Origin of the sequence: Xanthomonas sp. BRIP62409 (assembly GCF_003992965.1) — a bacterium.
In the GTDB taxonomy this organism is placed as follows: Bacteria; Pseudomonadota; Gammaproteobacteria; order Xanthomonadales; family Xanthomonadaceae; genus Xanthomonas; species Xanthomonas euroxanthea.
In genome coordinates this window covers 37878-62654 of the sequence record NZ_QEZJ01000024.1, presented here as the reverse complement: position 1 = coordinate 62654, position 24777 = coordinate 37878, and the positions used below count along the sequence as shown (strand labels likewise).

Here is a 24777-nt window from a genome sequence, read left to right as displayed (position 1 = left end):
GCTGGATCCAAACGACAACGCCGGCCTGGTGGCCGGCGTTGTCACAGCAACATCCAATGCAATTACTTGACGCTGACCAGCTTGATCTCGAACTGCACAGCCACGTTCGGCGGGAACGGGGTGCGCGGATCGGCACCATAGGCCTTCTCCGGCGGCAGGGTCACTTCCCACTTGGAGCCGGCCGGCATCTGCAGCAGCGTGTCGCGCATGGCCTGCATTTCGACTTCGCTGACCTTGATGGCCGGGATCTGCTGCGCCGGACGTGCCTTCTCGCGGTCGCCGAACGGGAACGGACCAGCCACTTCCAGCTGCACGGTGCTGGCCTGGGTCGGCTTGGCGCCCTTGCCTGCTTCGATCACGCGGTACTGCACGCCGCTGGGCAGCGTCTGCACGCCCGCAGTGCCCTTGTTCTTGGCCAGGAACTGGTCGCTCTTGGTCTTGTTGGCCGCAGCGGCCTTGTCGTACTCGGCCTTGGCCTGCTGGGCACGGCCCTGCTCACGCTTCTGGAACGCTTCGACGGCCGGCTTCAGCTGGTCGGCAGTGATGGCCGGCTGCTTCTTGGCATAGGCGTCCTGCAGACCCTTTACCACCGAGTTGATGTCGAGCTGCTCGCCGCGACCGGTGAGCTCGGCAAGGTTGTTGCCGTAGTCATAGCCGAAGTAGTAGCTCAACTTGCCCTTCTCGGACGTCGTGTCCTGGGCCAGTGCATTGCCCGTCAGGGCCAGGGCCGCCACAGCGACCGCGATAGAACGCAACTTCATCAAACAATTCTCCAGGGTGGTGGCACAGGACGGGTCTGCCGCCTGAGATGACGCGCTAGGATAGCGGCCGCGATACCGAACCGCTACTTATCACGAAAGCTAGGACCAGCAAGGCTTTCGGAAGTTCCGTATTTACTAATTTTTTACGTTCGCAAGGATTTCCATGTCCAATCACGTCATTCTGATCGCCGACCACGCCAGTGTACGGACGATCACGGTCAATCGACCGGACAAACTGAACGCCTTGAACCAGGAAACGCTGCGGGCACTGGATCATGCCTTTGCCGAGGCAGCCAGCGCGGACCACATCCGCGTGGTGATCCTGACCGGCGCAGGCCCCAAGGCATTTGTCGCCGGCGCGGACATCGCCGAAATGCGCGAGCTGTCGGCGATGCAGGGCCGTGAGTTCTCGCTGCTGGGCCAGCAGGTGATGCGCCGGATCGAGCGCATGCCCAAGCCGGTGATCGCCATGGTCAACGGCTTTGCGCTGGGCGGCGGGCTGGAGCTGGCAATGGCCTGCCATTTGCGTATCGCCGCATCCACCGCACGCCTGGGGCAGCCGGAGATCAACCTCGGCCTGATCCCCGGTTTCGGCGGCACGCAACGGCTATTGCGTCTGACCGGGCGAGCGGCGGCGCTGGAGCTGTGCCTGCTCGGCCTGCCGATCGATGCGCCGCGTGCGCTGCAGCTGGGCCTGGTCAACCGCGTGGTCGAGCCGGAAGCCTTGCAGGAAGACACCCTGGCCCTGGCACAGCGTCTGGCCGTCGCCGCACCGCTCGCGCTGCGCGGCATTCTAGATGCGGTGGTGTTCGGTGGCGAATGCGCCATCGAAGAAGGCCTGCAGCTGGAAACCGCGCAATTTGCGCTGCTGTTTTCCAGCGACGACATGCACGAAGGCACCGGCGCGTTTCTCGAAAAACGCCCCGCGCACTTTCTCAATCGCTGATCGGCTTGCCATGACGTTCGACCCCAACCCGGCAGCACGTCCCCTGCCCCTCCAGCTGTTCGACTGCGTACACGCCGACGATCTCGATCGCGCGTTGGCACTGGGTTTGATGGAGTATCGGCCCGATCCGGGCGACGACCTGCTGGATCCGGCCTGCCCGCAGCTGCGCGCGGTGTTGCTTGCCGCACAACAGCGGCTGCGCGATGCCTGGGCCGCCCGCGACCGCTACCGCGCACGCGCCGCGCGCCTGCAACGTCGCGCTGCCGAACGCGATGCACGCCGAACGCCGGCACCGGCCCCCAGCCAACCCGCCGCAGCCGCATTACCGCCGCTGGCCGCAGCCATCCTGGCGCGCGCAAAGGCCAAGGCCGCTGGCGGCGCACCGCCATGAACGCGATCCGTCAGACCCCGCCGGCAAGGCGCGGCAACCTCATGCGCAAGCCTGAAATACAGGAGATGTTCGCGCGGTTGCGCGAGCTCAATCCGCACCCGACCACCGAGCTGGAATACACCACGCCATTCGAGTTGCTGATCGCGGTACTGCTGTCGGCACAGGCCACCGATGTCGGCGTCAACAAGGCCACCCGCAAGCTGTATCCGGTGGCCAATACCCCGCGTGACATTCTCGATCTCGGCGAAGAAGGCCTGAAGCGCTACATCGCCACCATCGGCCTGTTCAATGCCAAGGCCAAGAACGTCATCGCCACCTGCAGGATCCTGCTGGAGCAATACGGCGGCGAAGTACCGCACGATCGCGCCGCGCTGGAAGCCTTACCCGGTGTCGGCCGCAAGACCGCAAACGTCGTGCTCAACACCGCGTTCGGCGAGCCCACCATGGCGGTGGACACACATATCTTCCGCGTCGCCAACCGCACCGGTCTTGCGCCGGGCAAGGACGTGCGCGCGGTCGAGGACACACTGGTCAAGGTCATTCCTGCCGAGTTTCTGCACGACGCGCATCACTGGCTCATCCTGCATGGCCGCTACGTCTGCAAGGCACGCAAGCCCGACTGCCCAGGCTGCGTGATCCACGACCTGTGCCGCTACCGCGACAAGACCCCCGCACCCGCCGAACGGCCAAAAACTCCCAAAAGCTGACGCAATCCGAATCAACATGGCTGACACGACCTAACAAAACCATCGCAACTGCAAGCGCTCAGTCGGGCACTAGGCCTGCCGTATCAGCACCTCAGCATCGCCAATCCCGGCTTTTCCGATTCCCCAATCCCGAATCCCGATTCCCGGCCATAAAAAATCGCGACCAGATGATGCGTCTTGCGGCGCCATGCATCACCCGGTCACGATAGAGTTCACCCGGCGCGAGCGCCGGGCGTTGCAGCAGGTTTACGCCGCCTTGGCTTGTTCGACGCGCTGTTCGACCAGCACGCTCTCCACCGCCGGCTGGCCTTCCACGCGTCGATCCAGTTCCTTCCAGTCCACCACCAGCTCGCAGCCGCGCGAGGCCGCATTCCGGCTCCAGTCGCGCAACAACTCGATGCAGGCATGGTCGACGTGGTGCAGCTTGGCCACATCCAGATGCAGGGCGGTGTTCGGCGGCACGCTCTCCAGCGTACGCGCCATCGCCGGCACCTTCAGGAAGGTTGCCGAGCCCTGCAGGGTCAGATGCATCTCGTCCTTCTTGTGCTCGTGCTCACGCACGTCCACCTTCAGGCGCGAAGAATGCAGGGCCAGACGGAACAACGACAGGCCGAAGCCGATCAGCACACCGGTCAGCAGGTCGGTCGCCACGATTGCAAAGGTGGTCGCCAGATAGATCGCCGCGGTGCCACGACCATAGGTCGCCAGCTCCTTGACCTGACCGATCTTGATCATCTTCACGCCCGTGTAGACCAGGATGCCGGCCAGACATGCCACCGGCGTCATCCGCAATAGCCACGGCAGCAGCATTGCGAAGACCAGCAACCAGCCGCCATGCAGCACCGTGGACATGCGCGTGGCCGCTCCGGCCTGCACATTGGCCGCGCTACGCACGATCACGCCGGTCATCGGCAATGCGCCCAGGAAGCCGCACAGCATATTGCCCACGCCCTGCGCCGCCAGCTCACGGTCGTACTGCGTGCGCGCGCCCTGATGCATGCGGTCCACCGCCGCCGCCGACAGCAAGGTCTCTGCGCTGGCGATGAAGGCAAAGGTCACTGCAGACACCAGCAACGTTGCATTGAACACGCCGAAGATGTCCGCCACGCTGGGGATGCTGATCGCCGAGAACAGATTGGTCGGCACGTCCACCTTGTTGACGTTCAGGCCCTGCAACTGCACCGTCGCCGTGACCACCACTACGGCGATCAACGCACCTGGCAAAAAGCGCAGACGCTGCGGACGCAGCTTGTCCCAGGCCAGGATGATGCCGATGGTGGCCAGGCCCACGAACAACGCGGTACGGCCGGTACCTTCGGTGATTGCCTGCCACACCACGGCCGGCAATGCAGCGAAGTTTTCCAGACCGCGCGCCTTGGGAGCGGCGTCCATCAGCACATGCGCCTGCGAGGCCACGATCAGGATGCCGATGCCCGACAGCATGCCGGCCACCACGGCCGGCGACGTCATCCGGAACCACACGCCTGCGCGGCACAGACCGGCGATCAGCTGGATCGCACCGGCCACCAGGATCACCGGACCGAGTGCGGCAATGCCGTGCTCGCGGACCAGTTCGAACACCAACACAGCCAGGCCGGCGGCCGGTCCGCTCACCTGCAGAGGAGAGCCCGCCAGGAAGCCGACGACCAGTCCACCGATGATGCCGGTGATCAGGCCTGCGGCCGGCGGCATGCCGGAAGCGATCGCAATGCCCATGCACAACGGGAGTGCGACGAGGAAGACCACGACAGACGACAGCAAATCACGCCCGAACAGTCCCTGGCGGAAATATCCGCCGATACCTGATGTGTTCATGATGTGCTCCGTCAGGCGAGTTCGGCGCGCACGACTTGCTGCAGTCGCGGGCGTGGGGTGGCTTCGGGGGTGTTGTCCGCCAACAACGGACGGAAGCCACCCTTCTCGGCATCGAAGGCGCGGATCTCGCCGTGGGCGATGTCATAGATCCAGCCGTGGATGCGCAAGGTACCGGCCGCCAGACGCGCGGCGACCACCGGCTGCGTGCGCAGATGGTCCAGCTGCGAGACCACGTTCTCCTCGGTCATGCAGCTCAGCGCTTCCTGGCTGTGCGGGTCGTGGCCGTGATGGGCCGTGACGTGACGCGCCGCATCGGTGTGCTTGAGCCAGGCCGCCACGGACGGCACGTCCTCCAGCGATTCCGGCTTGAGCACGGCCTTCATCGCGCCGCAGTCGGTATGGCCGCAGATCACGATGTGCCGCACGCCCAGTACGGCGATGGCGTACTCGATCGCCGCAACCACGCCGCTGACGTGCTGGGAGTAAGGCGGCACCACATTGCCGATATTGCGATAGACGAACAATTCGCCCGGTTGTGCGGAGAAGATCAGCTCGGGCATGACGCGCGAGTCGGCGCAGGTAATGAACAACGTGTGCGGACTCTGGCCGCCGGCCAGTTCCTGAAAGCGCGCACTCTGGCGCGGATACACTTCCTTACGGAAATGACGAAAACCTTCTAGCAAACTTTCCATGGGAGATACCTCTAGGCAACGAATGGCTATCCGCGGCGCAGGCCGCGAATTGCAAAGACGAACAAATCAAAGGATGCCGGTGCGCTGCACCGGTTGACGCGACTAACGAAGGATCAGGCGCGCGCTGCGTTGGGAGGACGCAGTTGCGGGATCAGGTCGCGTTTTTGAGTTGCCGGCGCGTAGTGCGCGTACCAGGAGGGGAAATAACGTGCGACCACCGGCCATGCCTGGGAGAGCAAGGGGATGTCGTCTGCAGAGTGCGTATCGACCTGGGTCTGTGCGTCCCCGTCGTCCTGCAGATCATCGGCTGCGTCGCGTTCTTCACCAGCATCCGCCATCACCGCCACGCCGTCGCCCACAAGCGCATCGTGGATGCGGTCGTGCGCATCGGCCGCCGACCACGCAGTGAGCGCGAGCAGGCAGGCCAACAGCAATTGGAGGAATCGGGGAAACATGGCCTCGAAACTAACAATTTAGAACGCGCCTGTGCAAGTGGTGCGACGCACAAAGCGCGTGATACGCCGCCGTTCCACCTGGTTGGTTCAGGTCGCAATAAGCTTGAGCTCGCTGAAACGGTGAACCACGCCACTGTCACATCTGTCATACGACGCGGCCCGTTCAGACTCATGACACACACTGACAAAAGACAAACACGCGTAAATCTTTGTCTTTGTTGACAAAAATCAGATTGCAACGTGATCCGAAGTTGTCACATTAACGCAACTTTCACGCCATAGCCTGCGCTCACTTTCTCAGGTCGCAAGGCACATATGAAACTTTCTCCCACCCTGCTGGGCGCTGCCCTGTTGCTGGCGCTGGCCGCACCTGCCGCGCATGCCGAAATCGCCATCGACGTGATCGGCGGCTCGGAGATGTCGCTGGAAGGCCTGGTCCAGGCTGATGGCAACTGGTTCCACAACGATGTGCAGGATCTCAATGGCCCGATCGGAGCCAATGGCGACAATTCCGAATTCAGCATCCGCCGTGCCGAGCTGGTGCTCAAGGGCAAGGGCCCGGGCAATTTCGAATGGGTGGCCGGTTACGACCCGAGCGTGCTGAAGGAGGTCACCATCCGCGGCACCACCATCCGCAGCACCGGGCGTTTCCTCGACAACAACATCAAGTACAAGTTCGCCGGCAACGCCAACAACTACCTGCAGGTCGGCCAGTTCAAGCAGCCCAACAGCCTGGAAGAGCTGTCCAGCACCAAGAACAACGACTTCGTCTCCAAGGCCGCAGTGACCAACACCTACGGCATCTCGCGCCGGCTGGGCGTGGCCTACGGCGTGGGCGACAACGACTGGAGCATCACCGCCAGCGCGTTCGGCCGCGAACTGACCCGCAACCAGGCACATGGCAGCGGCTACGGCGCACGCGGCACCTGGGCGCCGATCAACGAGAACGGCAATGTGCTGCACGTCGGCCTGAGCTACCTGGGTTACGACACCGACGACGACACCCTGCGCCTGCGCGCGCGCCCGGACGCCGACCTGACCACGGTGCGCCTGATCGACAGCGGCGCCATCACCAACGTGGACAGCGTGGGTGTGGCCGGAGCCGAGGCGATGTGGATCACCGGCCCGTTCAAGCTGCAGGGCGAGTTCTTCCAGGAAAACGCCAAGCGCATCGGCAACAACGCCAACGACTACAAGAGTGATGGCTGGTACGTCAGCGGCGTCTGGAACATCACCGGCGAGACCTGGGGCTACAAGGCCGGCGTGCCGACCACCCCGCTGCCGAACGCGCCGGCCTCGGGGATGTGGCAGCTGGCGGTGCGCTACGACACCCTGGACCTCAACGACGGACACCTGGTCTCCAACGGCACCACCCCGTTCGTGGACGGCGTGCTGGGCGGCAAGATGGACGTGTGGACGGTCGGCGCCAACTGGTACTGGCGCTCCAACTTCAAGTTCGCGCTCGACTACGCCAAGGTGGAAAGCACCCGTTACAACAGCGCCACGCGTGGCCTGGTCGACGACAACCCGTCGATCATCGAGGCACGTGCGCAGTTCTATTGGTAAGTGCGCGATCGATCCGGCCGCCCTGCCGCGCTGCTGTGAGCGCGCCATGGCGGTGACTCACCTGGCCCGGTAACGCGCTCCGCCGCAACGCCGTCATCTGCATGTCATCTCCCGGACACCGCGCGGTCATGCCCCTGCCCTGCAATGGCACGACCGCGGGACGTCCTCATCCCTTCGCTACAGGAGCTGTTCCGTGATCCACTCTCTGAAGACCCGTCTGGCCGTCGGCGTGCTCACCGCCTCGCTGGCCTTGTGCGCCCAGGCCGCCGATGTCACCGGCGCCGGTGCCTCGTTCATCTACCCGGTGATGTCCAAGTGGTCGGCCGACTACAACGCGGCCACCAAGAAGCAGGTCAACTATCAATCGATCGGTTCGGGCGGCGGCATTGCCCAGATCAAGGCGGCCAGCGTGGACTTCGGCTCGTCCGATGCCCCGCTCAAGCCGGAAGAACTGGCCGCTGCCGGTCTGGCGCAGTTCCCGTCGGTGATCGGCGGCGTGGTGCCGGTGGTCAACGTGCCCGGCGTGGCCGCAGGCGCCCTGAAACTGGACGGCAAGACCCTGGGCGACATCTTCCTGGGCAAGGTCAGCACCTGGAACGATCCGGCGATCGCCGCGCTCAACCCGGGCGTGAAGCTGCCCGAGGGCAAGATCACCGTGGTGCATCGCTCCGACGGTTCGGGCACCAGCTTCAACTTCACCAACTACCTGTCCAAGGTCAACCCGGACTGGAAGAGCAAGGTCGGCGAAGGCACCGCGGTGCAGTGGCCGACCGGCATCGGTGGCAAGGGCAACGAGGGCGTGGCCGCGTACGTGAAGCAGATCAAGGGCGGCATCGGCTATGTCGAGCTGTCGTATGCGCTGCAGAACAAGATGGCCTACACCGCGATGAAGAACGCCGCGGGCAAGTTCGTGCAGCCGTCCGACGAGACCTTTGCCGCCGCTGCCAACAGCGCCGACTGGGGCAACAGCAAGGACTTCTACCTGGTGATGACCAACGCCTCCGGCGACAACGCCTGGCCGATCACCGCGACCAACTTCATCCTGGTGCAGAAGAAGCCCAAAAACCCGGCCGGCCTCAAGAACACGCTGGAGTTCTTCCGCTGGGTCTACAGCAAGGGCGATGCGCAGGCCAAGCAGCTGGACTACGTGCCGCTGCCGGACAGCCTGGTGACCCAGATCGAGGGCTACTGGGCCAAGAACCTGCCCAAGTAACGCCACGCACAGCAACAGGAACGACGCCGTCTCTCTCCCCGGCGTCGGCACCGGGACGCGGCCCCACGGGGGTCGCGTCTTTTTTGTGATGCCTTCTCCAAAAGGCACTGTCATGCACGTGTAACAAAAACATCATTTCATAGCGTGGTCTGCCGGGTCCCCCGGCCAATCCAGCCTCGGAGCTTCCATGAAACTGCAGTCGGCCAGCCTGACCGCCCTGTCCCTCACCATCGCCCTCGCCCTGGCCGCCTGCTCGCCCGGCAAGGATGCGCAGTCCGGCGATACCGCCAAGGGCGCGCCCAGCGCGGGCGCCACCGCCAGTGACAGCAAGAGCGCCGAGATCTCCGGCGCCGGTGCATCCTTCATCTATCCGCTGGTCTCCAAGTGGTCGGCCGACTACAACGCCGCCACCGGCAACAAGGTGAACTATCAGTCGATTGGCTCCGGCGGCGGCATCGCGCAGATCAAGGCCGGCACGGTGGACTTCGGTTCGACCGACAAGCCGCTGGACAGCGCCGAACTGCAGCAGGCCGGTCTGGGCCAGTTCCCGTCGGCGATCGGCGGCGTGGTGCCGGTGGTGAACCTGGAAGGCATCGCACCGGGCAAGCTGCGCCTGACCGGCGCGCTGCTGGGCGACATCTTCCTGGGCAAGGTCACGATGTGGAACGATGCGGCGATCGTGGCGGCCAATCCGGGCGTGACCCTCCCGGCCACCAAGATCAACCTGGTGCATCGCTCCGATGGCTCGGGCACCACCTTCAACTTCTCCAACTACCTGTCCAAGGTCAGCCCGGAGTGGAAGAGCAAGGTCGGCGAAGGCACCTCGGTGCAGTGGCCCGGCGGCGTCGGCGGCAAGGGCAATGAAGGCGTTGCGTCGTACGTGCAGCAGATCAAGGGCTCGATCGGCTATGTCGAACTGGCCTACGCCCTGCAGAACAAGATGCCCTACGCCTCGCTGCAGAATGCCGCCGGCCAGTGGGTGGAGCCGAACGCGGAAAGCTTCGCCGCCGCTGCGGCCAGCGCCGACTGGGCCAACGCCAAGGATTTCAACCTGGTGATCACCAACGCACCGGGCGAGAAGGCCTGGCCGATCACCGCCACCAACTTCATGCTGATGCACAAGCAGCCCAAGGATGCGGCGCGCAGCAAGGCGACGCTGGACTTCTTCAAGTGGGCGCTGGACAACGGCCAGGCCCAGGCCAGCGAACTGCATTACGTGCCGCTGCCGCCGGAGCTGGTGAAGCAGATCCAGGCCTACTGGGCCAGCGAGTTCAAGTGATGCCCTGCACCCGCTGTCGTGGCGGGATGCGCTGCGGTGAGGTGCCTGCGGGCGCCTCGCCGTTCCTGCTGTCTCACGCTCCCGCGATTGCGCGGGTGACGAGTCCAATCGAATGAATGCCACCGCCATTCCCGAAGCGATGACCGCCCCGCGCGGCCGCGACCTGCGCGATGCGCGTGCCGATCGCCTGTTCAAGCTTGCGCTGGCCGCCACGGTCGTTTTCGTCCTGTTGGCGCTCGGCAGCGCCGCGCTGTCGATGCTGTGGGGCGGACGCCATGCCTTGCAGATGCAGGGCCTGAGCTTTTTCTATTCCGCCGACTGGAATCCGGTGGAAAACAAATACGGCGCGCTCGCGCCGATCTACGGCACCCTGGTCACCGCCCTGATTGCGATGGTGATTGCGGTGCCGGTGAGTTTCGGCATCGCGTTCTTCCTTACCGAGGTGGCGCCGCGCTGGTTGCGTGGCCCGGTCGGCACTGCGATCGAACTGCTGGCCGGCATCCCGTCGATCATCTACGGCATGTGGGGCCTGTTCGTGCTGGTGCCGGTGATGACCGAGCACGTGACGCCCTGGCTCAACGATCACCTGGGCACGCTGCCGCTGATCGGCCCGTTGTTCCAGGGCCCGCCGCTGGGAATCGGTCTACTGACCGCAGGCTTCGTGCTGGCGATCATGGTGATTCCGTTCATCTCCTCGGTGATGCGCGAAGTGTTCCTGACCGTGCCGACGCGCCTGAAGGAATCGGCGTACGCGCTGGGATCGACCAAGTGGGAAGTCAGCTGGGACATCGTGCTGCCCTACACCCGCTCCGCGGTGATCGGCGGTGTGTTCCTGGGCCTGGGCCGTGCGCTGGGCGAGACCATGGCAGTGGCGTTCGTGGTCGGCAACACGGTGCGGCTGTCGCCGTCGCTGCTGGAGCCCGGCACCACCATCGCCGCGTTGATCGCCAATGATTTCGGCGAGGCCACCGAAACCTATCGTTCGGCATTGCTGCTGCTGGGGTTTGTGCTGTTTATCGTGACCTTCATCGTGCTGGCGATCGCGCGTTTCATGCTGATGCAGCTGTCGCGTCGGGAGGGCAACTGATGTCCTCGGTCTCGCAATCACTGTACAACCGCCGCCGCGTGACCAACGCGATCGCCCTGTTGCTGTCGTGCGTCACCGCGGTGTTCGGCCTGTTCTTCCTGGCCTGGATCCTGTGGACCCTGTTGTCCAAGGGCGTGCCGGGCATCGACGTCAACCTGTTTACCAAGATGACACCGCCGCCGATGCAGGAAGGCGGCCTGCTCAACGCCTTCTTCGGCAGTGCGGTGATGTGCGGCCTGGCACTGGCGATCGGCACGCCACTGGGCATTGCCGCCGGTACCTGGCTGGCCGAGTACGGCAATACACGCAAGGCCGGGCTGGTGGTGCGTTTCGTCAACGACATCCTGTTGTCGGCACCGTCGATCGTGCTGGGCCTGTTCGTCTACACGCTGTACGTGATGCAGACCGGCGGGCGCTTCTCCGCGTTTGCCGGCGCGCTGTCGCTGGCCTTCATCGTGCTGCCGGTGGTGGTGCGCACCACCGACGAAATGCTGCGCCTGGTGCCGGCGCAGATGCGCGAAGCGGCGCTGTCGCTGGGCATTCCGCAGTGGAAGGTGACCGTTCAGGTGCTGTATCGCGCCGCCTCGGCCGGCATCCTCACCGGCATCCTGCTGGCCCTGGCCCGCATCAGCGGCGAAACCGCGCCGTTGCTGTTCACCGCCTTCGGCAACCAGTACTGGAACAGCAATGTGTTCCAGCCGATGGCCAGCGTGCCGGTGATCATGAATCAGTTCGCCGGCAGCCCCTACGAGACCTGGCAGACCCTGGCCTGGTCCGGCGCGCTGGTGCTGACCGTGTTCGTGCTGCTGGTGAGCCTGGGCGCGCGTGCCCTGCTATTGCGCAACAAGATCTCCAATGACTGACCTCTCCCTCCGGACACCCCACATGAACGATCTCCAAAACGCCATGCCGATGCATCGCATCGCCGTTCCGGCCGCCAAGGGGGCACCGACCGCACAGGCGCCGGTGAAGGTGGCCGCACGCAACCTGGATTTCTACTACGACAAGTACCACGCGCTCAAGGGCATCAACATCGAGATTCCGGAAAAGCGCGTCACCGCGCTGATCGGGCCGTCCGGTTGCGGCAAGTCGACCCTGCTGCGCATCTTCAACCGCATCTATGCGCTGTATCCGAAGATGGAGGCGCGCGGCGAAGTGTTGCTGGACAACGAAAACATCCTCTCGCCGAAGTACCCGATGAACCGGCTGCGCAGCAAGGTCGGCATGGTGTTCCAGAAGCCGGTGCCGTTTCCGATGACGATCTTCGAAAACGTCGCCTACGGCATCCGTCACCACGAAAAACTGTCCAAAGCCGACATGCAGAACCGTGTCGAGCAGGCGCTTCGCCAGGGCGCGCTCTGGGACGAGGTCAAGGACAAGCTGGGGCAAAGCGCGCTGGGACTGTCCGGCGGCCAGCAGCAGCGGCTGTGCATTGCACGCGCCGTGGCGCTACGGCCGGATGTGTTGCTGCTGGACGAACCGACCTCGGCGCTGGATCCGATTTCCACCAGCCGCATCGAGCAACTGGTGGAAGAGCTCAAGCGCGAATACACCATCGTGATCGTGACCCACAACATGCAGCAGGCCGCGCGCGTGTCCGACTACACCGCCTTCATGTATCTGGGCGACCTGATCGAACACGACCGCACCGAAACGATTTTCTCCCAGCCGTCCAAGCAGCAGACCGAGGACTATATCACCGGTCGTTTCGGTTGATGTAAGGCGGGCGCCGCATCCCGCATCGACGCCGCTTCGCCGCACCCTTGCCCGGCACGACATCCCCCTCACCTGCGATGTCGCCAAGGTGAAGGCGGACACCCACCACCGCCACGAATCGAGACCACGATGAACCAGCACCTCAACGACCATATCGTCAAAAGCTACGACGAGGAGCAGCACCGTCTTGTCGCCGAGATCGTGCGCATGGGCGACACGGCGGTGGCGCAGCTGGAAGCCGCACTGGATGTGGTGGAACGTCGCGACGACAACGCCGCACATCGCATCGTGGTCAACGACGAGGCGATCGATGCGCTGGAGCATGCGATCAGCCACGACGTGATGCGGCTGGCGTTGCGTGGCCCGATGGCGCGCGACCTGCGCGAGATCCTGGCCGGCCTGCGCATTCCGGCCGATATCGAACGCATCGGCGATTACGCGGCCAATGTCGCCAAGCGCTCGATCGCGCTCAATTCAGCACCGCCGCTGCCGCAGACGGTGGGCCTGCGTGCACTTGGCCAGATGGCGGCCGACGCCGTGCGCGAGGCGGTGCAGGCATACCGCAACAAGGATGCCGATGCGGCCATCCGCGTACGCGATGAAGATGCACGCCTGGATGCGCAATACACCGCGCTGTTTCGCGAGTTGCTGACCTACATGATGGAAGACCCGCGCAACATCACCCCGTGCACGCACCTGCTGTTCATGGCCAAGAACCTGGAGCGCATCGGCGACCACGCCACCAATATCGCCGAGAACGTGTGGTTCCTGGTCCATGGCGAGCAGCCGCTGCCGCCGCGCCTGAAGCGCGACGACACCAGCACCACCGGCGTCATCTGACCCCCGCCTGCGACCCCCGCTGGCACGCCGCGAACACGCGCAGAGGCCCTGATCATTACGTATTCAGCAAATTGCGCCTAGGGTGCAATCACACAGGCTGTTCCTGTGACGCAGGAGTACGCAGATGAAACGCATCATCGGATCCCTCATGGTTGTGTCGCTGCTGACGTCCGGTGCAGCGTTCGCTGCGCCGCAACAGCATGACGACCGCGATCGCCGCGCGCAGCACCACGACGCGCGTGGTCCGGACCGTGGCGATGAGCATCGCGACGACAGGCACGATGACAGGCGTGACCACCGCCCTGGCGCGCACAACGACGACCACCGCAACGATCGTCGTGGCCCGCCTTATCGGCGCGGTGAACGTCTGGCACCGGACCATCGCGGCACGCGCGTGGCCGACTACCGCAAGCATCATTTGCATGCGCCGCAGCGCGGGCACGAGTGGCGCCGCGTGGACAACAACTACGTGCTGATTGCAGTGGCCACCGGCCTGATCGCAAGTGTGGTTGCCGCCCGCTGAGGCCAGCGCTTGCGATGCGAGGTTATCGGGCCCGATCCGTGGCAACACGGGTCGGGCTTTTGTTTGCCCGATTGCCAGTGCGGACGTGCGGGCAAGCTGCCGACTGCCACGATCGGGCCGGTCGTGCGACCTGCTAGGCTATGCCGATGAACGCACCGGTCGACCTGCCACCTGCCCCCTCCTTCCTGCCCATGTCGCGGCGCTTTCGCGGCTACCTGCCCGTGGTGGTGGATGTGGAAACGGGAGGATTCGACTGGAACAGGCACGCCCTGCTGGAAATCGCCTGCGTGCCGATCGAGATGGATGCCGACGGGCGGTTCTTCCCCGGCGAGACCGCCAGCGCGCATCTGGTGCCGGCGCCAGGGCTGGAGATCGACCCGAAGTCGCTGGAGATCACCGGCATCGTGCTCGACCATCCGTTCCGTTTTGCCAAGCAGGAAAAGGACGCGCTGGACCACGTGTTCGCACCGGTGCGCGCGGCAGTGAAGAAGTACGGCTGCCAGCGCGCGATCCTGGTCGGGCACAACGCGCATTTCGATCTGAACTTCCTCAACGCCGCGGTTGCGCGCGTCGGCCACAAACGCAATCCATTCCATCCGTTCAGCGTGTTCGACACCGTGACCCTGGCCGGCGTGGCGTATGGGCAGACCGTGCTGGCGCGCGCGGCACAGGCCGCGGGCCTGGAGTGGAACGCCGCCGACGCGCATAGCGCGGTCTACGACACCGAACAGACCGCGCGGCTGTTCTGCACGATCGCCAATGCGTGGCCGGGGCCTAGCGCGGGCTGATCGAGCCGGGAATCGGGAATCGGGATTGGGGAATCGCAAGAGCAGCGAGGCTTCCTGCTCGAGAAATCAGCAGTTAGTGGCGCCGCCGTGTGGCCGTGCCCTCATCCGCCCTTCGGGCATCTTCTCCCGCAGGAGAAGGAAAGCGCCAGGCACCTTGCTCTGCGATTCCCGATTCCCGATTCCCGATTCCCGATTCCCCAATCCCAGCACCTAACCCACACAGATCCGGTCGCGCCCCGCGCTCTTGGCCTGGTACAGCGCCTGATCGGCGCGCTGCATCAGCGATGAGCCGGTGTCGTCATCGCGCAACTCGGCCACGCCGGCACTGAAGGTCACCTGCAGGCCGTCCACGCCGCCCCAGTCGTGGCGCGCATGGAACAGCTCGCGGATGCGCTGGCATAGCGCCTGCGCATCGTCCAGCGTCGTATCGGCCAGCAGCAGGGCGAACTCTTCGCCGCCCAGGCGTGCCGGCAGGTCCGATGCGCGCGCGGCGGCCGTCAGCAGCACGCCGACGTCGTGCAGCACCGCATCGCCGCTGGCGTGCGAGTAGTGGTCGTTGATGCGCTTGAAGTGGTCGATGTCCAGAATCGCCAGCACCAACGGGCGCGTGCTGCGGCGTGCGCGGCTGATGTCGCGCGCCAGCGCCTCGTCGAAATGCCGGCGGTTGGGCAGCCCGGTCAGGGCGTCCTCGTGCGCCTGGCGCTCGAACACGTCCGACTTGATGCGCAGCCGCGTCAGCAGCTCGCTCTTTTCCTGGTTGGCCTGCAGCAGGCGCTGTGCCTGCAATTGCAGATCTTCGGTGCGTATGCGCACCAGTTCGGCCAGGCGCGCGTTATGGGTCTTGTAGCGGCGCAGCAGGAAGCGATACACCAACGCGAGTGCAAACATGGCGCCCAGCACCGCGGCCAGGCGCACGTCCTGGCGCTGCCACCACAGCGGCAGCACCTCGAACGCCCACATCGCCTCGTGCGTGCTCCAGGCACCGCCGGGATGACGGGCTGCCACATGCAGACGGTAGCGTCCCGGCGGCAGGCCGATGAACTCCACGCTGCGTTGCCGGCCACGCTCGATCCAGTCGTTGTCCAGCCCTTCCAGGCGCGTGCGGTACTCGATGCGCTCCGGCAGCAGGAAGCTCATGCCGACGTAGGACACGTTCAGGCGATGCCCGCCCGGTAGCCGTGCCTGCTGCCGCCATGTCAGCGGACGTGCGTCCTGTTGCACGCTCTCGATCACTGCAGGCGGTGCGGGCCGCTCGCGAAAGCGCTGCAGGCGCGCCGGGTCGACTGTGCTCACGCCACCGGCGGTGACCACCCAGATCGAGCCATCGGCACGCTTGATCATGCTCGGCCCGGAGCTGCCATTGGCCTGCGCGTTGCCCATGCCGTCGATCTCGCCATAGCGTTCGATGACCAGCCGACCGCGTCCATCGGCAACCGCGTCGAGCAGCGTCAGTGGCGTGCGCAGCACGCCGCGATTGCTGCTGATCCAGGCGTTGCCGAATCGGTCGTCGACCAGCTGGAACACCGTATCGACCGGCATGCCCTGCTCCAGGCCCACGCGTGCGAGCCTGCCGTTACGCATGCGGTACAGGCCGCGATCGGTGGAGATCCAGACAGCGTCACCGATGCGCTGAAAACCGAACACACTCCGCGCGCCGCCATGGGCTTCCAGATCCAGCTGCTGCAGCTTTCCGTTGCGCAGCACCGCCGCGCCGTCGACCGAGCCAATCCACAGCGCGCCATCGATGCTGACCAGTGCGGTCACGACCCCGTCGGGCAGGCCTTCGACGGCCAGGGACTGGCGCCTGCCGTCGACCAGCTTCACCACCCCGCGCTGCGTGGCCAGCCACACCACGCCGGGGTCTTCGGTCACGATGGCGCGGATATGCCCGCTGGGAATGCCCTCGGCATCGCCGTAATGTTGCAGCAGACGTCCGTTGCGCAAGACGAAGACGCCATCGGCATAGGTGCCCACCCACAGATCGCCGCGCCGATCCAGCGCCAGGCTGAGCACCGAGAGCTTGCGCCCGGATGGTGTGGCCACCGCCACCGGCACGATGCGTCCGTCCGGCAGCATGCGATCCAGGCCGGCGGTGCCGGCGATCCACAGACTGCCGTCGTGGTCTTCCAGCACGGCACGGGCGTAGTCGCCGCTCAGGCCATCGCGCTGGCTGTAGCTGCTGAACAGGGTTTCGCGCAGGCGAAACAGCCCGCCGTTGGCACCGACCCAGATGCTGCCTTCGGCATCCTCGCGCAGGCTGACGATGCGCCCGGTCGGCAGGCTGCGACCGGCCGGCAAGTGCTCCACCCCATGACTGCCGATGCGCAGCAGCCCCTGATTTTCGCTGCCCAGCCACAGGTCGCCGTGGCGATCCTGCAACATCGCGGTGAAGTGGCCTTGCCCGGGCACACGATGCACCAATTCGGAGGACTCGCCCTGCAGCCGGTACAGCTGCTCGCCGGCGACGACCCACAGCGTGCCGTCCGCTGCGCGGTACGGCCATGCCAGCCCTGGCGGCAGGCCGAATGCGGCCGGGGCACGATGCATGCGTCCGTCCGGTTCGCGGTAGATCAGGCCGTCCAGCGTGCCGATCAGCAGCCGGCCCTGGTCATCGAACGCCATGCGCGGAAAGCTGCTCTGCAGCGGCACGCCATCACGCGGCGGAAAGTACTCAAAGCGCCCATCCGGCCACAGGCAGCCCAGCCCGTGTCCCTCGAACAGCAGCCACATGCGACCACGCGCATCCATGGTCATCGCATGGATCAGCGCCTGCGGCCACTGCCCTTGCCGCTGCCAGTGCCGCCACTGCCCATCGCTGCCATGACGCACCAGATTGCCGCGCGCATCGCTGAGCCACAGCGCACCATCGCGGTCGACGTACAAGGCACCGACGCCGTTGTCGGGCAAGCCCGGACGCGTGCTGCGGTCGATGATGCTGAATTCCAGGCCGTTGTAACGCACCAGCCCTTCCCAGGTGGCGAACCACAGGTAGCCGTCGCGGGTCTGGGCGATATCGCGCAGCGAGTTGTGCGGCAGGCCGTTACGCGAGCTCCAGCTGTCGATTGCGTAATCGCGCAGTGGCGCCGTGCCGGCCGGTGCAGCCAGTGCCGCGAGCGAGCACAGCGCCAGCAGCATGCAGACAACGGCACCGAGCCAGCGCTGCGGCCGCTTGTCTCCCCGTGCCGACGCCTTGGCATCGCATCCGTTCTCGCCCGTCGACCAGGCCCCCGCCCCATCTCTCATCAGACATAACACGCCGTTCGCTGGCGATATGGTAGGCAAAAACGGGCACGCGCGCCGGTGGATCACCGCATCCCCTGGCGAAAGTCACCTGCAGCGCGCCAGGTATGCGCTCGGCACTGCAGCGGCAAGCACACGGACGCGGTGGTTTGCGCAGATCCGATGGCTTGCTTGCGTAAGCGCCGGATCGCCCGACGCCAGCTGCGCGATCCGGCCGTGCCGATCCATCAGCGTGGCCCGCAGCCTGCGCGCAGGTGCCATCACGCCTGCCAGCACGACGTGGCCAGCGGTTGCCATGTGGGTGCGGCCGGCGCGGAGGAACGGCAGTGCACGCGTGGTATCTGCCGCTTCTCCGGGCAGCGGCCACGCCGCCTGGCCACTGTGCAGTGGCTGGCAGCCGCCTTAAGCGCCCAGGCGCTGGCGCACGGCTTCGAACAAGGTCACGCCGGCCGCCACCGACACGTTGAGGCTTTCGATATCGCCCGGCATCGGAATCTTGACCAGGCCGTCGCAGTGCTCGCGGGTGAGGCGCCGCAGGCCGTCGGCTTCGCCACCGAGCACCAGCCCGACGTTGCCGCGCAGGTCCACGCCGTACAGCGAGGCCTCGGCTTCGCCGGCCAGGCCGTACAGCCACACGCCCTGCTTTTGCAGGTCGCGCAGGCAACGCGCCAGATTGGTCACCGCCACCACCGGAATGCGGTCGGCCGCACCGGCCGAGGTCTTGCGCACGGTTGCGTTGACCGTGGCCGACTTGTCCTTGGGAATGACTACCGCAGTGACGCCGGCGGCCGCCGCGCTGCGCAGGCACGCACCGAGATTGTGCGGGTCCTGCACGCCGTCGAGGATCAGCAGCAGCGCACGTCCCTCGGCGGCGGTCACCAGCGCCTCGAGCTCGTTCTCGGCCCACAGGCGCGCTGCCGCATAACGCGCGACCACGCCCTGGTGGCGCACCTGGCCGCCGACGCCATCGAGTGCCTGGGTGTTGACACGGCGCACGTCGATACCCTTGCGGCGGGCCTGCTCCTCGATCTCGATCAGGCGCGGATTCTTGCTGCCGGCCTCGATCAATACCTCGCGCACGTTGTCGGCGTCGTTCTCGACGGACGAGGCGACGGCGTTGACGCCGACGATCCACTGATTCTGCTTGCTCATTGCGCGGGAATACGAAGCGATAAAGGGAGAATGGTAGGGCCTGCGGCCTGCCACGTCACGGCCGGACCCTCGCTACGAGCACCACGTGCCAACCGCGGCGCAACGGAAGTGGCCGTCGCCGCGACGCGCAGTTCAACGCGCCAGCTCGACAAACGCCGATGCGGCTGCCAGGGTCACGCAGGCCAGCGGTCGGTATCGTGATCCGGATGCTGGCGCGACACCAGTGCAGCCAGAAACGCAGGCGCCTGCGGGTCGTCCTCGGTGCGATGGGCCGGCAACGCGCCCAATGTGTCGACAAACGGCAGTTTGCCCTCGACCCCGTACTGGATCACCGGCGGCAGCAACGCGGGCGTGTCGAAGCTGCCGGCGGCAATGGCCAGGCCGTCGTGCGCCTCGTAGGTCAGCGGCGTTCCGCAGTCGGCACAGAATCCACGCTGCACCAGCGACGAAGACGCAAAGCGCCTGGGCTCGCCGCGTGTCCAGGCGAACTCGGCGCCACGCACCGACACCAGCGGCGCGTAATACGCACCGAAGGCCTTCTGGCACATGCGGCAGTGGCAGATCGAGGCGTCCGACAACCGGCCGCGCACGTGGAAACGCACCGCACCGCATTGGCAACCACCGCTGTACCCGATTGCTGTGTCCATCGTTGCCTCTGCGCCGTTGAAGACGGGTGACCCGTGCGTTTTGCGCGCTTGTTACACGCAACACCCTGCACGCGTGGCCAGCGATCGCTACGCATCGCGAGCGGCCGCCAGGCGACGGCTCGCGATGGTGTCACCGTGCTAGTGCTGCTTCTTCCTGCGCTTGGCCGGCTGATCGCGCGGCGGCAGCGGCGGTTCGGGCGAATCGCCACGGTCCTCGGCCAGGCGGAAGTCGATCTTGCGTTCTTCCATGCTGGCCTTGAGCACCAACACCCGCACCGGGTCGCCCAGGCGGAATGCGCGGCCGCGGCGCTCGCCACTGAGCGTCTTGCGGATCGGATCGAACTGGTAATAGTCCTGCGGCAACTGGGTGACATGCACCAGGCCGTTGACCTTGGATTCGTTCAATTCCACGAACAGGCCGAATCCGGTCACGCCACTGATCACGCCGTCGAACTGGCCGCCGACATGCTTTTCCATCCACGCGGCGCGATAACGCTCGTCGACTTCGCGTTCGGCTTCGTCGGCACGCCGGCCACGCTCGGAACACTGCAGCGACAACGCTGCCATCTGACGCGGGGTGTAGATGTACTTTTCCGGGCTGGCGCCGGTCAACGCGTGCTTGATCGCGCGGTGCACCAACAGGTCCGGATACCGGCGGATCGGCGAAGTGAAGTGCGCATACGCCTCCAGCGCCAGACCGAAATGACCGTTGTTGTCGGGCGAATACACCGCCAGGCTCTGGCTGCGCAGCAGCACCGACTCCAGCAGCGCCGCATCGGGGCGCGCACGCACCTTCTTCAGCAACTTGGTGTAGTCGCCGGGACGCACCTTGCTCCATGCCGGCAGGCTCAGCTGGAATTCCTTGAGGAACTCCAGCAGGTCTTCATATTTGCTCTCCGGCGGCCGCTCGTGCACGCGGTACGGTGCCGGCACATGCATGCTCAGCAGGTAACGCGCGGCTTCGACGTTGGCGGCGATCATGCATTCTTCGATCAGCTTGTGCGCGTCGTTGCGCACCAGCATGCCGGCCTGGGTGACCTCGCCGGTGTTGTCGAGCACAAAGCGCACTTCGGAGGTTTCGAACTCGATCGCGCCGCGCTGCGTGCGCGCCTTCGACAGCACGTTGTACAGCTGATGCAGGCGCTGCACCTGCGGCAGCAACGGGCCGATGAAGGCCTTGGTATCGGCATCGTCTTCGCCGACCGCCTTCCAGACCTGGTTATAGGTCAGGCGCGCATGCGAGTTCATCACCGCTTCGTAGAAACGCGAGCCGGTGACTTCGCCGTCGCGCCCCACCTGCATGTCGCAGACGAAGCACATGCGGTCGACCTTGGGCATCAGCGAGCAGATGCCGTTGGACAGCGTCTCCGGCAGCATCGGCACCACGAAACCCGGGAAGTACACCGAGGTGGCGCGCTTTTGCGCCTCGTCATCCAGTGGCGTGCCGGGACGCACATAGTTGGACACGTCGGCGATCGCCACCACCAGACGGAAGCCGTCGGCATTGGGTTCGCAATACACCGCGTCGTCGAAATCCTTGGCGTCTTCGCCGTCGATGGTGACCAGCGGCATCTGCCGCAGATCCACACGCCCGCCGATCATCTGCGGCTCGACCACCAACGGCACCGCCGCGGCTTCGTCCAGCACTTCCTGCGGGAATTCGTGCGGCAGCTCATGGCCATGGATGGCCATCTCCACCACCAGCGACGGCGTCAGCTTGTCGCCGAGCACGGCGATGATCTTGCCGATCGCCGGGCGCCGGGCGTCCGGCGGCGCGATCAGTTCGCACACCACCAGTTGCCCCTCGCGCGCCTCGCCGATGCCGTCCGGTGCGATCTGCACGTTGCGTTGCACGCGCTTGTCGTCCGGGTCGACATAGGCCACGCCATGCTCGTAGAAAAAGCGCCCGAGCATGCGTGACATGCGGCGCTCGAGCACGCGGGCAATCGCACCTTCGCGACGGCCGCGGCGGTCGATGCCGGTGACATTGGCCAGCGCACGATCGCCGTGCATGACCTTGCGCATTTCGTACGGCGGCAGGAACAGGTCGTCCCCACCTTCGTCCGGCTTGAGGAAGCCGAAGCCTTCCGGGTTGGCGATCACCACACCTGCAATCAGGCTGGTCTGCTGCACCGGCGCGTAGCCGCCGCGGCGGTTCTGCACCAGCTGCGCTTCGCGCACCATCGCCGCCAGGCGCTTGCCCAGCGCGTCGATGCGGTCGCTGAGGTTGAGTTGTTCGGCGATTTCCTCGGCGGTCTGCGGGCCGTCGCAGGCATCGAGCAGCTGCAGGATGGCCTCGCGGCTGGCGATCGGCTCGGCGTAGCGCAGTGCTTCGCGATCGGCATGCGGGTCCTTGAACCCGGCCGCTGGTGCGGGCGCTTCGGCCGGCGCCTGTTGGAAGCGTTCCGGCGGCGGCGCCGGCGGGCCGCTCTTGCGCGGATGCGGTGCGCGTGGTGCCGGCGGCGTGGGCAGCGCGGGCGCTACCGGCAGCTCGGGCGAGGCATTGGCGGCCTTGTCGGCAGCGCGTTTGTTCGCGGACTTGGTCGACGCGCCGGCGGCGGCGCGGACCAGGAAGTCCGGCATCCAGCCCGGCAACTTCTGTTTTTCGGCGGTGGTGGCATCGCCCGGGCTGGTGGACTTGCGGCGACTGGGCCGATCGGAATCTGGGGTGTTTTTCTTTGTCATTGCTTACATGGTACCCCTTGCGGCCGCGACATGGGCAGCACGCCTTGCCCGGCCGGTCGCAATTGCTGCGTGCCAGGCATTGACAAGCCTGCCGGGAGTCTGCAAAATTCGCGGCTCACCTGCCCAGGTGGCGGAATTGGTAGACGCACTAGCTTCAGGTGCTAGCGGGGGCAACTTCGTGGAGGTTCGAGTCCTCTTCTGGGCACCAGTTTAAAAAGACCTCCGAGCAATCGGGGGTCTTCTGGTTTCTGGGGTCTGGAAAGTTCTGCTGGTGGCCGTGCGCTTGCGTTGCCGGCCGATGGCAGCCCGCTATTGATCGGCGGCCGGCGCTTCATTCCGCTCACGCCATGACGCGGCAACCGTGCAACCGGATAGCCTGCTGCGCGACAGCAGCGCCCTCTTCGAGGCCGCTGCCCTGACTCCGCAGCGCAGGACGGCCTATGGCGTTGCCGTGATGCCCGCCTCGCGCAGTGCCGTGGCCCAGATCGCGTACCCGGTCTCACTGGGATGGGTGCCGTCCGGCATCAGCGCCTCGGGCAAGGTCCCGTCCGGCTGCAGCATCCGAGGGCCGATGTCGACCAGACGCACTGACCGATCCTTGCCATAACGCGCCGCCAGCAGCCGATTGGTCTCGGCAATGGGCGCGCGCTGCGCATCCCCGGCATGGCGGCCGCGCGGCATGATCGCCATCAGGATCAGCTGACTCCTGGGCAAACGGCGACGCACCTCGCTCACCACCGCCTCCACGCCCTGGGCGGCCTCGGCCGGCGTGGAGGCGCGCGCTTGCGCGGTGCCGGTGAGGTTGTTGGTGCCGATATGCAGCACCACCCAGCGCGGATCCAGGCCGTCGAGCTCGCCCTGGCGGATCCGCCACAGCACGTTCTGGGTGCGGTCCCAGCCAAAGCCCAGATTCAGCACCGGGACCCTGCCGTACAACCAGCTCCAGGACTCGGGGCCACTGACACGCGTGGCCTGCGGTGTGCCGGCCCAGAAGTGCGTGATCGAATCGCCGATCATCACCACCTCGGGCTTGAGCGTGCGCGCTGCGGCCAGCGCCGCATGGTGACGCGCATACCAGTCGTAGGAATCCTGCTCCAGCCGGTCGACCGGAATCAGCGAGGTCGCAAAGTCGCGGCCCAGCTGTGCAACCGGCTTGACCGGCGGCTCGCCGAGCAGGCGCGCCAGGGTCGGTTCGATCGCCTCGGCCAGCATGCGTTGACCTTGCGTGTCCGGATGCAGGGCACCGGCCGGCGGACGGAAGCGGGTGTCGTAGAACAGCTCGGTGCGCAGCTTGCCATCGCGCCGGAAGATCGACCCCACATCCAGATAGGTCACGCGCGGATTGTCGCCGTAGCGCACCGCCAGGCCCTGGTTGATCTGCGCATCGCGGCGCGACTTCTCGCCGGAGATGTCGCTGGGCAGCACGCCCACCAACAGGATCTGCGTGCGCGGCAATTTCTGTTCGATCGCCGCGACCACCGCATCGATACCGAGCTGGGCCTGCTCTGCGGTCTGGCCGAGATGGCCGGTGTTGTTGGTACCGATCAACACCAGCGCGACCTTTGGTTGCAGACCGTCGACCTCGCCATTGGCCAGCCGCCACAGCACGTTCTCGGTGCCGTCGCCGCTGAAGCCCAGGTTGAGCGCGCCACGGCTGCCGTAGAAGGTCTGCCAGGTCGGCTGGAAATCTTCGTCAGGCGCCTTGGCCTTTTCGTAGTTCTGAGTGATCGAATCGCCGATCAACAGCAGCGGGGTGTCAGGGTGCTGGCGCACCTGCTCCAGCACCTGCGCATGCCGCTGCGCCCACCACGACTCCTGCAGGCGGTCGGTGGGCACGATCGAAGGTGGCGGCGTCTGTGCGCTTGCCGCGGCGCAGACCAGCAACAGGCCACAACACACCAGCACCGGCGCGATGGCAGACAGCGAAAGACGAGGAAGCACAGCGTGCAAAGACCGGAGCATGCGCGCACCAGAGGCTGGAGAAGCCACGATTGTGATCCGCGCGCGCCGCGCACCACAAGCGTGGACGCAGCCACCCGCCATGTCAGGCTGCGACGTGCTTGTGGTGTGTCGGCGCCAGGCCACTGACACGGCGCATCTGTGATGCCGGATCGCTCATGCTTGCGTAGGAGCGCGCTTGCGCGCGATGCGGCGTCATCGATAACGCTTCATCGCGCGCAAGCGCGCTCCTACCTGGCAGTGGAAAGCAATCGCCTCCATCAAGGCACCGGATCGAGCGCTGCGCGCCTCGGGCCAATGGAATCGGCACCCGGC

The 24777-nt window shown here is 65.7% G+C and carries 21 protein-coding genes, 1 tRNA gene and 1 other RNA gene; 13 read left to right on the top strand and 10 right to left on the bottom strand.

The annotated features are described in order from the left end of the window. Nucleotides 1-62 precede the first annotated feature (62 nt). Nucleotides 63-761 carry an FKBP-type peptidyl-prolyl cis-trans isomerase N-terminal domain-containing protein gene (locus EO170_RS15185; RefSeq protein WP_016902469.1) on the bottom strand — a complete coding sequence of 233 codons (699 nt, stop codon included), beginning with the start codon at nucleotides 759-761 and terminating at the stop codon, nucleotides 63-65. Nucleotides 762-924: 163 nt separating this feature from the next. Between EO170_RS15185 and EO170_RS15180 the strand changes: the two genes are divergently transcribed. From EO170_RS15180 to nth, 3 genes are read left to right on the top strand one after another with little or no spacing between them, the layout of a single operon-like run. Beyond that, nucleotides 925-1707, top strand: a complete 783-nt coding sequence (locus EO170_RS15180) for an enoyl-CoA hydratase-related protein (protein WP_126946160.1) — start codon at nucleotides 925-927, stop codon at nucleotides 1705-1707. A 10-nt stretch (nucleotides 1708-1717) separates the two neighbouring features. Beyond that, nucleotides 1718-2098 carry a hypothetical protein gene (locus EO170_RS15175; protein WP_104582781.1) on the top strand — a complete coding sequence of 127 codons (381 nt, stop codon included), beginning with the start codon at nucleotides 1718-1720 and terminating at the stop codon, nucleotides 2096-2098. Then, on the top strand, nucleotides 2095-2805 hold the full coding sequence (gene nth / locus EO170_RS15170; protein WP_119132251.1) for an endonuclease III: 711 nt from the start codon (nucleotides 2095-2097) through the stop codon (nucleotides 2803-2805). The genes EO170_RS15175 and nth overlap by 4 nt, the downstream gene beginning before the upstream one ends. A gap of 246 nt (nucleotides 2806-3051) precedes the next feature. On the opposite strand, the gene EO170_RS15165 is transcribed toward nth, so the two are convergent. The 3 genes from EO170_RS15165 to EO170_RS15155 form a co-directional block, all read right to left on the bottom strand. After that, complete coding sequence (locus tag EO170_RS15165; RefSeq protein WP_104582779.1) at nucleotides 3052-4620, bottom strand: SulP family inorganic anion transporter; 1569 nt, start codon at nucleotides 4618-4620, stop codon at nucleotides 3052-3054. Nucleotides 4621-4631: 11 nt separating this feature from the next. Further along, complete coding sequence (locus EO170_RS15160; RefSeq protein WP_016902474.1) at nucleotides 4632-5312, bottom strand: carbonic anhydrase; 681 nt, start codon at nucleotides 5310-5312, stop codon at nucleotides 4632-4634. 113 nt (nucleotides 5313-5425) lie between these two features. Beyond that, nucleotides 5426-5746 carry a hypothetical protein gene (locus EO170_RS15155; RefSeq protein WP_181116173.1) on the bottom strand — a complete coding sequence of 107 codons (321 nt, stop codon included), beginning with the start codon at nucleotides 5744-5746 and terminating at the stop codon, nucleotides 5426-5428. Nucleotides 5747-6082: 336 nt separating this feature from the next. On the opposite strand from EO170_RS15155, the gene EO170_RS15150 reads away from it, so the two are divergent. The 9 genes from EO170_RS15150 to rnt all read left to right on the top strand — a co-directional run bounded on the left by EO170_RS15150 (nucleotide 6083) and on the right by rnt (nucleotide 14779). Beyond that, a complete protein-coding gene (locus tag EO170_RS15150; RefSeq protein WP_126946157.1) occupies nucleotides 6083-7333 on the top strand; it encodes an OprO/OprP family phosphate-selective porin in 1251 nt (416 codons plus the stop codon). A 193-nt stretch (nucleotides 7334-7526) separates the two neighbouring features. Next, entirely contained in the window at nucleotides 7527-8546 is a 1020-nt protein-coding gene (gene pstS / locus EO170_RS15145) for a phosphate ABC transporter substrate-binding protein PstS (protein WP_115676666.1), read from the top strand. Nucleotides 8547-8733: 187 nt separating this feature from the next. Next, nucleotides 8734-9825: a phosphate ABC transporter substrate-binding protein PstS gene (pstS, locus tag EO170_RS15140; RefSeq protein WP_104623270.1), complete on the top strand. Its 1092-nt coding sequence runs from the start codon at nucleotides 8734-8736 to the stop codon at nucleotides 9823-9825. A gap of 112 nt (nucleotides 9826-9937) precedes the next feature. After that, nucleotides 9938-10912 carry a phosphate ABC transporter permease subunit PstC gene (gene pstC, locus EO170_RS15135; protein WP_006450306.1) on the top strand — a complete coding sequence of 325 codons (975 nt, stop codon included), beginning with the start codon at nucleotides 9938-9940 and terminating at the stop codon, nucleotides 10910-10912. Beyond that, the gene (gene pstA / locus EO170_RS15130) at nucleotides 10912-11775 is read left to right on the top strand and encodes a phosphate ABC transporter permease PstA (RefSeq protein WP_126946152.1); all 864 of its coding nucleotides are present in this window, start codon (nucleotides 10912-10914) and stop codon (nucleotides 11773-11775) included. Before pstC ends, pstA begins: the two co-directional genes overlap by 1 nt. Before the next feature lie 22 nt (nucleotides 11776-11797). After that, entirely contained in the window at nucleotides 11798-12628 is an 831-nt protein-coding gene (pstB, locus tag EO170_RS15125) for a phosphate ABC transporter ATP-binding protein PstB (protein ID WP_104582775.1), read from the top strand. Nucleotides 12629-12757: 129 nt separating this feature from the next. Beyond that, nucleotides 12758-13468 (top strand): phosphate signaling complex protein PhoU, encoded by a 711-nt coding sequence (phoU, locus tag EO170_RS15120; RefSeq protein ID WP_005994733.1) that lies wholly within the window; start codon nucleotides 12758-12760, stop codon nucleotides 13466-13468. 124 nt (nucleotides 13469-13592) lie between these two features. Then, the gene (locus tag EO170_RS15115; RefSeq protein ID WP_104648422.1) at nucleotides 13593-13991 is read left to right on the top strand and encodes an RcnB family protein; all 399 of its coding nucleotides are present in this window, start codon (nucleotides 13593-13595) and stop codon (nucleotides 13989-13991) included. Between the two features lie 140 nt (nucleotides 13992-14131). After that, nucleotides 14132-14779, top strand: a complete 648-nt coding sequence (gene rnt / locus EO170_RS15110) for a ribonuclease T (RefSeq protein ID WP_115676665.1) — start codon at nucleotides 14132-14134, stop codon at nucleotides 14777-14779. Between the two features lie 210 nt (nucleotides 14780-14989). Here the strand turns inward: rnt and EO170_RS15105 are convergent, their stop codons facing one another. From EO170_RS15105 to rnr, 5 genes are all read right to left on the bottom strand, one after another. Further along, complete coding sequence (locus EO170_RS15105) at nucleotides 14990-18022, bottom strand: ligand-binding sensor domain-containing diguanylate cyclase (protein WP_126946149.1); 3033 nt, start codon at nucleotides 18020-18022, stop codon at nucleotides 14990-14992. A 264-nt stretch (nucleotides 18023-18286) separates the two neighbouring features. Then, nucleotides 18287-18362: non-coding RNA, sX9 sRNA (locus tag EO170_RS15100), on the bottom strand. A gap of 59 nt (nucleotides 18363-18421) precedes the next feature. After that, nucleotides 18422-19171 carry a 23S rRNA (guanosine(2251)-2'-O)-methyltransferase RlmB gene (rlmB, locus tag EO170_RS15095; RefSeq protein ID WP_126946146.1) on the bottom strand — a complete coding sequence of 250 codons (750 nt, stop codon included), beginning with the start codon at nucleotides 19169-19171 and terminating at the stop codon, nucleotides 18422-18424. A 173-nt stretch (nucleotides 19172-19344) separates the two neighbouring features. Continuing rightward, nucleotides 19345-19818, bottom strand: coding sequence for a GFA family protein (locus EO170_RS15090; protein ID WP_126946143.1), 474 nt, complete (start codon nucleotides 19816-19818; stop codon nucleotides 19345-19347). A gap of 138 nt (nucleotides 19819-19956) precedes the next feature. Next, nucleotides 19957-22503: a ribonuclease R gene (rnr, locus tag EO170_RS15085; protein WP_126946140.1), complete on the bottom strand. Its 2547-nt coding sequence runs from the start codon at nucleotides 22501-22503 to the stop codon at nucleotides 19957-19959. 121 nt (nucleotides 22504-22624) lie between these two features. On the opposite strand from rnr, the gene EO170_RS15080 reads away from it, so the two are divergent. Next, nucleotides 22625-22711 (top strand) — tRNA-Leu (locus EO170_RS15080). A 230-nt stretch (nucleotides 22712-22941) separates the two neighbouring features. Here EO170_RS15080 and EO170_RS15075 read toward each other — a convergent pair. Beyond that, complete coding sequence (locus EO170_RS15075) at nucleotides 22942-24465, bottom strand: platelet-activating factor acetylhydrolase IB subunit (protein ID WP_164741061.1); 1524 nt, start codon at nucleotides 24463-24465, stop codon at nucleotides 22942-22944. Nucleotides 24466-24777 lie beyond the last annotated feature (312 nt).

Bases quoted from the DNA above. Each gene is read 5' to 3' on its own strand.
- EO170_RS15185 (WP_016902469.1), bottom strand. From the start codon at position 761: ATGAAGTTGCGTTCTATCGCGGTCGCTGTGGCGGCCCTGGCCCTGACG.
- EO170_RS15180 (WP_126946160.1), top strand. From the start codon at position 925: ATGTCCAATCACGTCATTCTGATCGCCGACCACGCCAGTGTACGGACG.
- EO170_RS15175 (WP_104582781.1), top strand. From the start codon at position 1,718: ATGACGTTCGACCCCAACCCGGCAGCACGTCCCCTGCCCCTCCAGCTG.
- nth (WP_119132251.1), top strand. From the start codon at position 2,095: ATGAACGCGATCCGTCAGACCCCGCCGGCAAGGCGCGGCAACCTCATG.
- EO170_RS15165 (WP_104582779.1), bottom strand. From the start codon at position 4,620: ATGAACACATCAGGTATCGGCGGATATTTCCGCCAGGGACTGTTCGGG.
- EO170_RS15160 (WP_016902474.1), bottom strand. From the start codon at position 5,312: ATGGAAAGTTTGCTAGAAGGTTTTCGTCATTTCCGTAAGGAAGTGTAT.
- EO170_RS15150 (WP_126946157.1), top strand. From the start codon at position 6,083: ATGAAACTTTCTCCCACCCTGCTGGGCGCTGCCCTGTTGCTGGCGCTG.
- pstS (WP_104623270.1), top strand. From the start codon at position 8,734: ATGAAACTGCAGTCGGCCAGCCTGACCGCCCTGTCCCTCACCATCGCC.
- pstC (WP_006450306.1), top strand. From the start codon at position 9,938: ATGAATGCCACCGCCATTCCCGAAGCGATGACCGCCCCGCGCGGCCGC.
- pstA (WP_126946152.1), top strand. From the start codon at position 10,912: ATGTCCTCGGTCTCGCAATCACTGTACAACCGCCGCCGCGTGACCAAC.
- pstB (WP_104582775.1), top strand. From the start codon at position 11,798: ATGAACGATCTCCAAAACGCCATGCCGATGCATCGCATCGCCGTTCCG.
- phoU (WP_005994733.1), top strand. From the start codon at position 12,758: ATGAACCAGCACCTCAACGACCATATCGTCAAAAGCTACGACGAGGAG.
- EO170_RS15115 (WP_104648422.1), top strand. From the start codon at position 13,593: ATGAAACGCATCATCGGATCCCTCATGGTTGTGTCGCTGCTGACGTCC.
- rnt (WP_115676665.1), top strand. From the start codon at position 14,132: ATGCCGATGAACGCACCGGTCGACCTGCCACCTGCCCCCTCCTTCCTG.
- EO170_RS15105 (WP_126946149.1), bottom strand. From the start codon at position 18,022: ATGAGAGATGGGGCGGGGGCCTGGTCGACGGGCGAGAACGGATGCGAT.
- rlmB (WP_126946146.1), bottom strand. From the start codon at position 19,171: ATGAGCAAGCAGAATCAGTGGATCGTCGGCGTCAACGCCGTCGCCTCG.
- EO170_RS15090 (WP_126946143.1), bottom strand. From the start codon at position 19,818: ATGGACACAGCAATCGGGTACAGCGGTGGTTGCCAATGCGGTGCGGTG.
- rnr (WP_126946140.1), bottom strand. From the start codon at position 22,503: ATGACAAAGAAAAACACCCCAGATTCCGATCGGCCCAGTCGCCGCAAG.
- EO170_RS15075 (WP_164741061.1), bottom strand. From the start codon at position 24,465: ATGCTCCGGTCTTTGCACGCTGTGCTTCCTCGTCTTTCGCTGTCTGCC.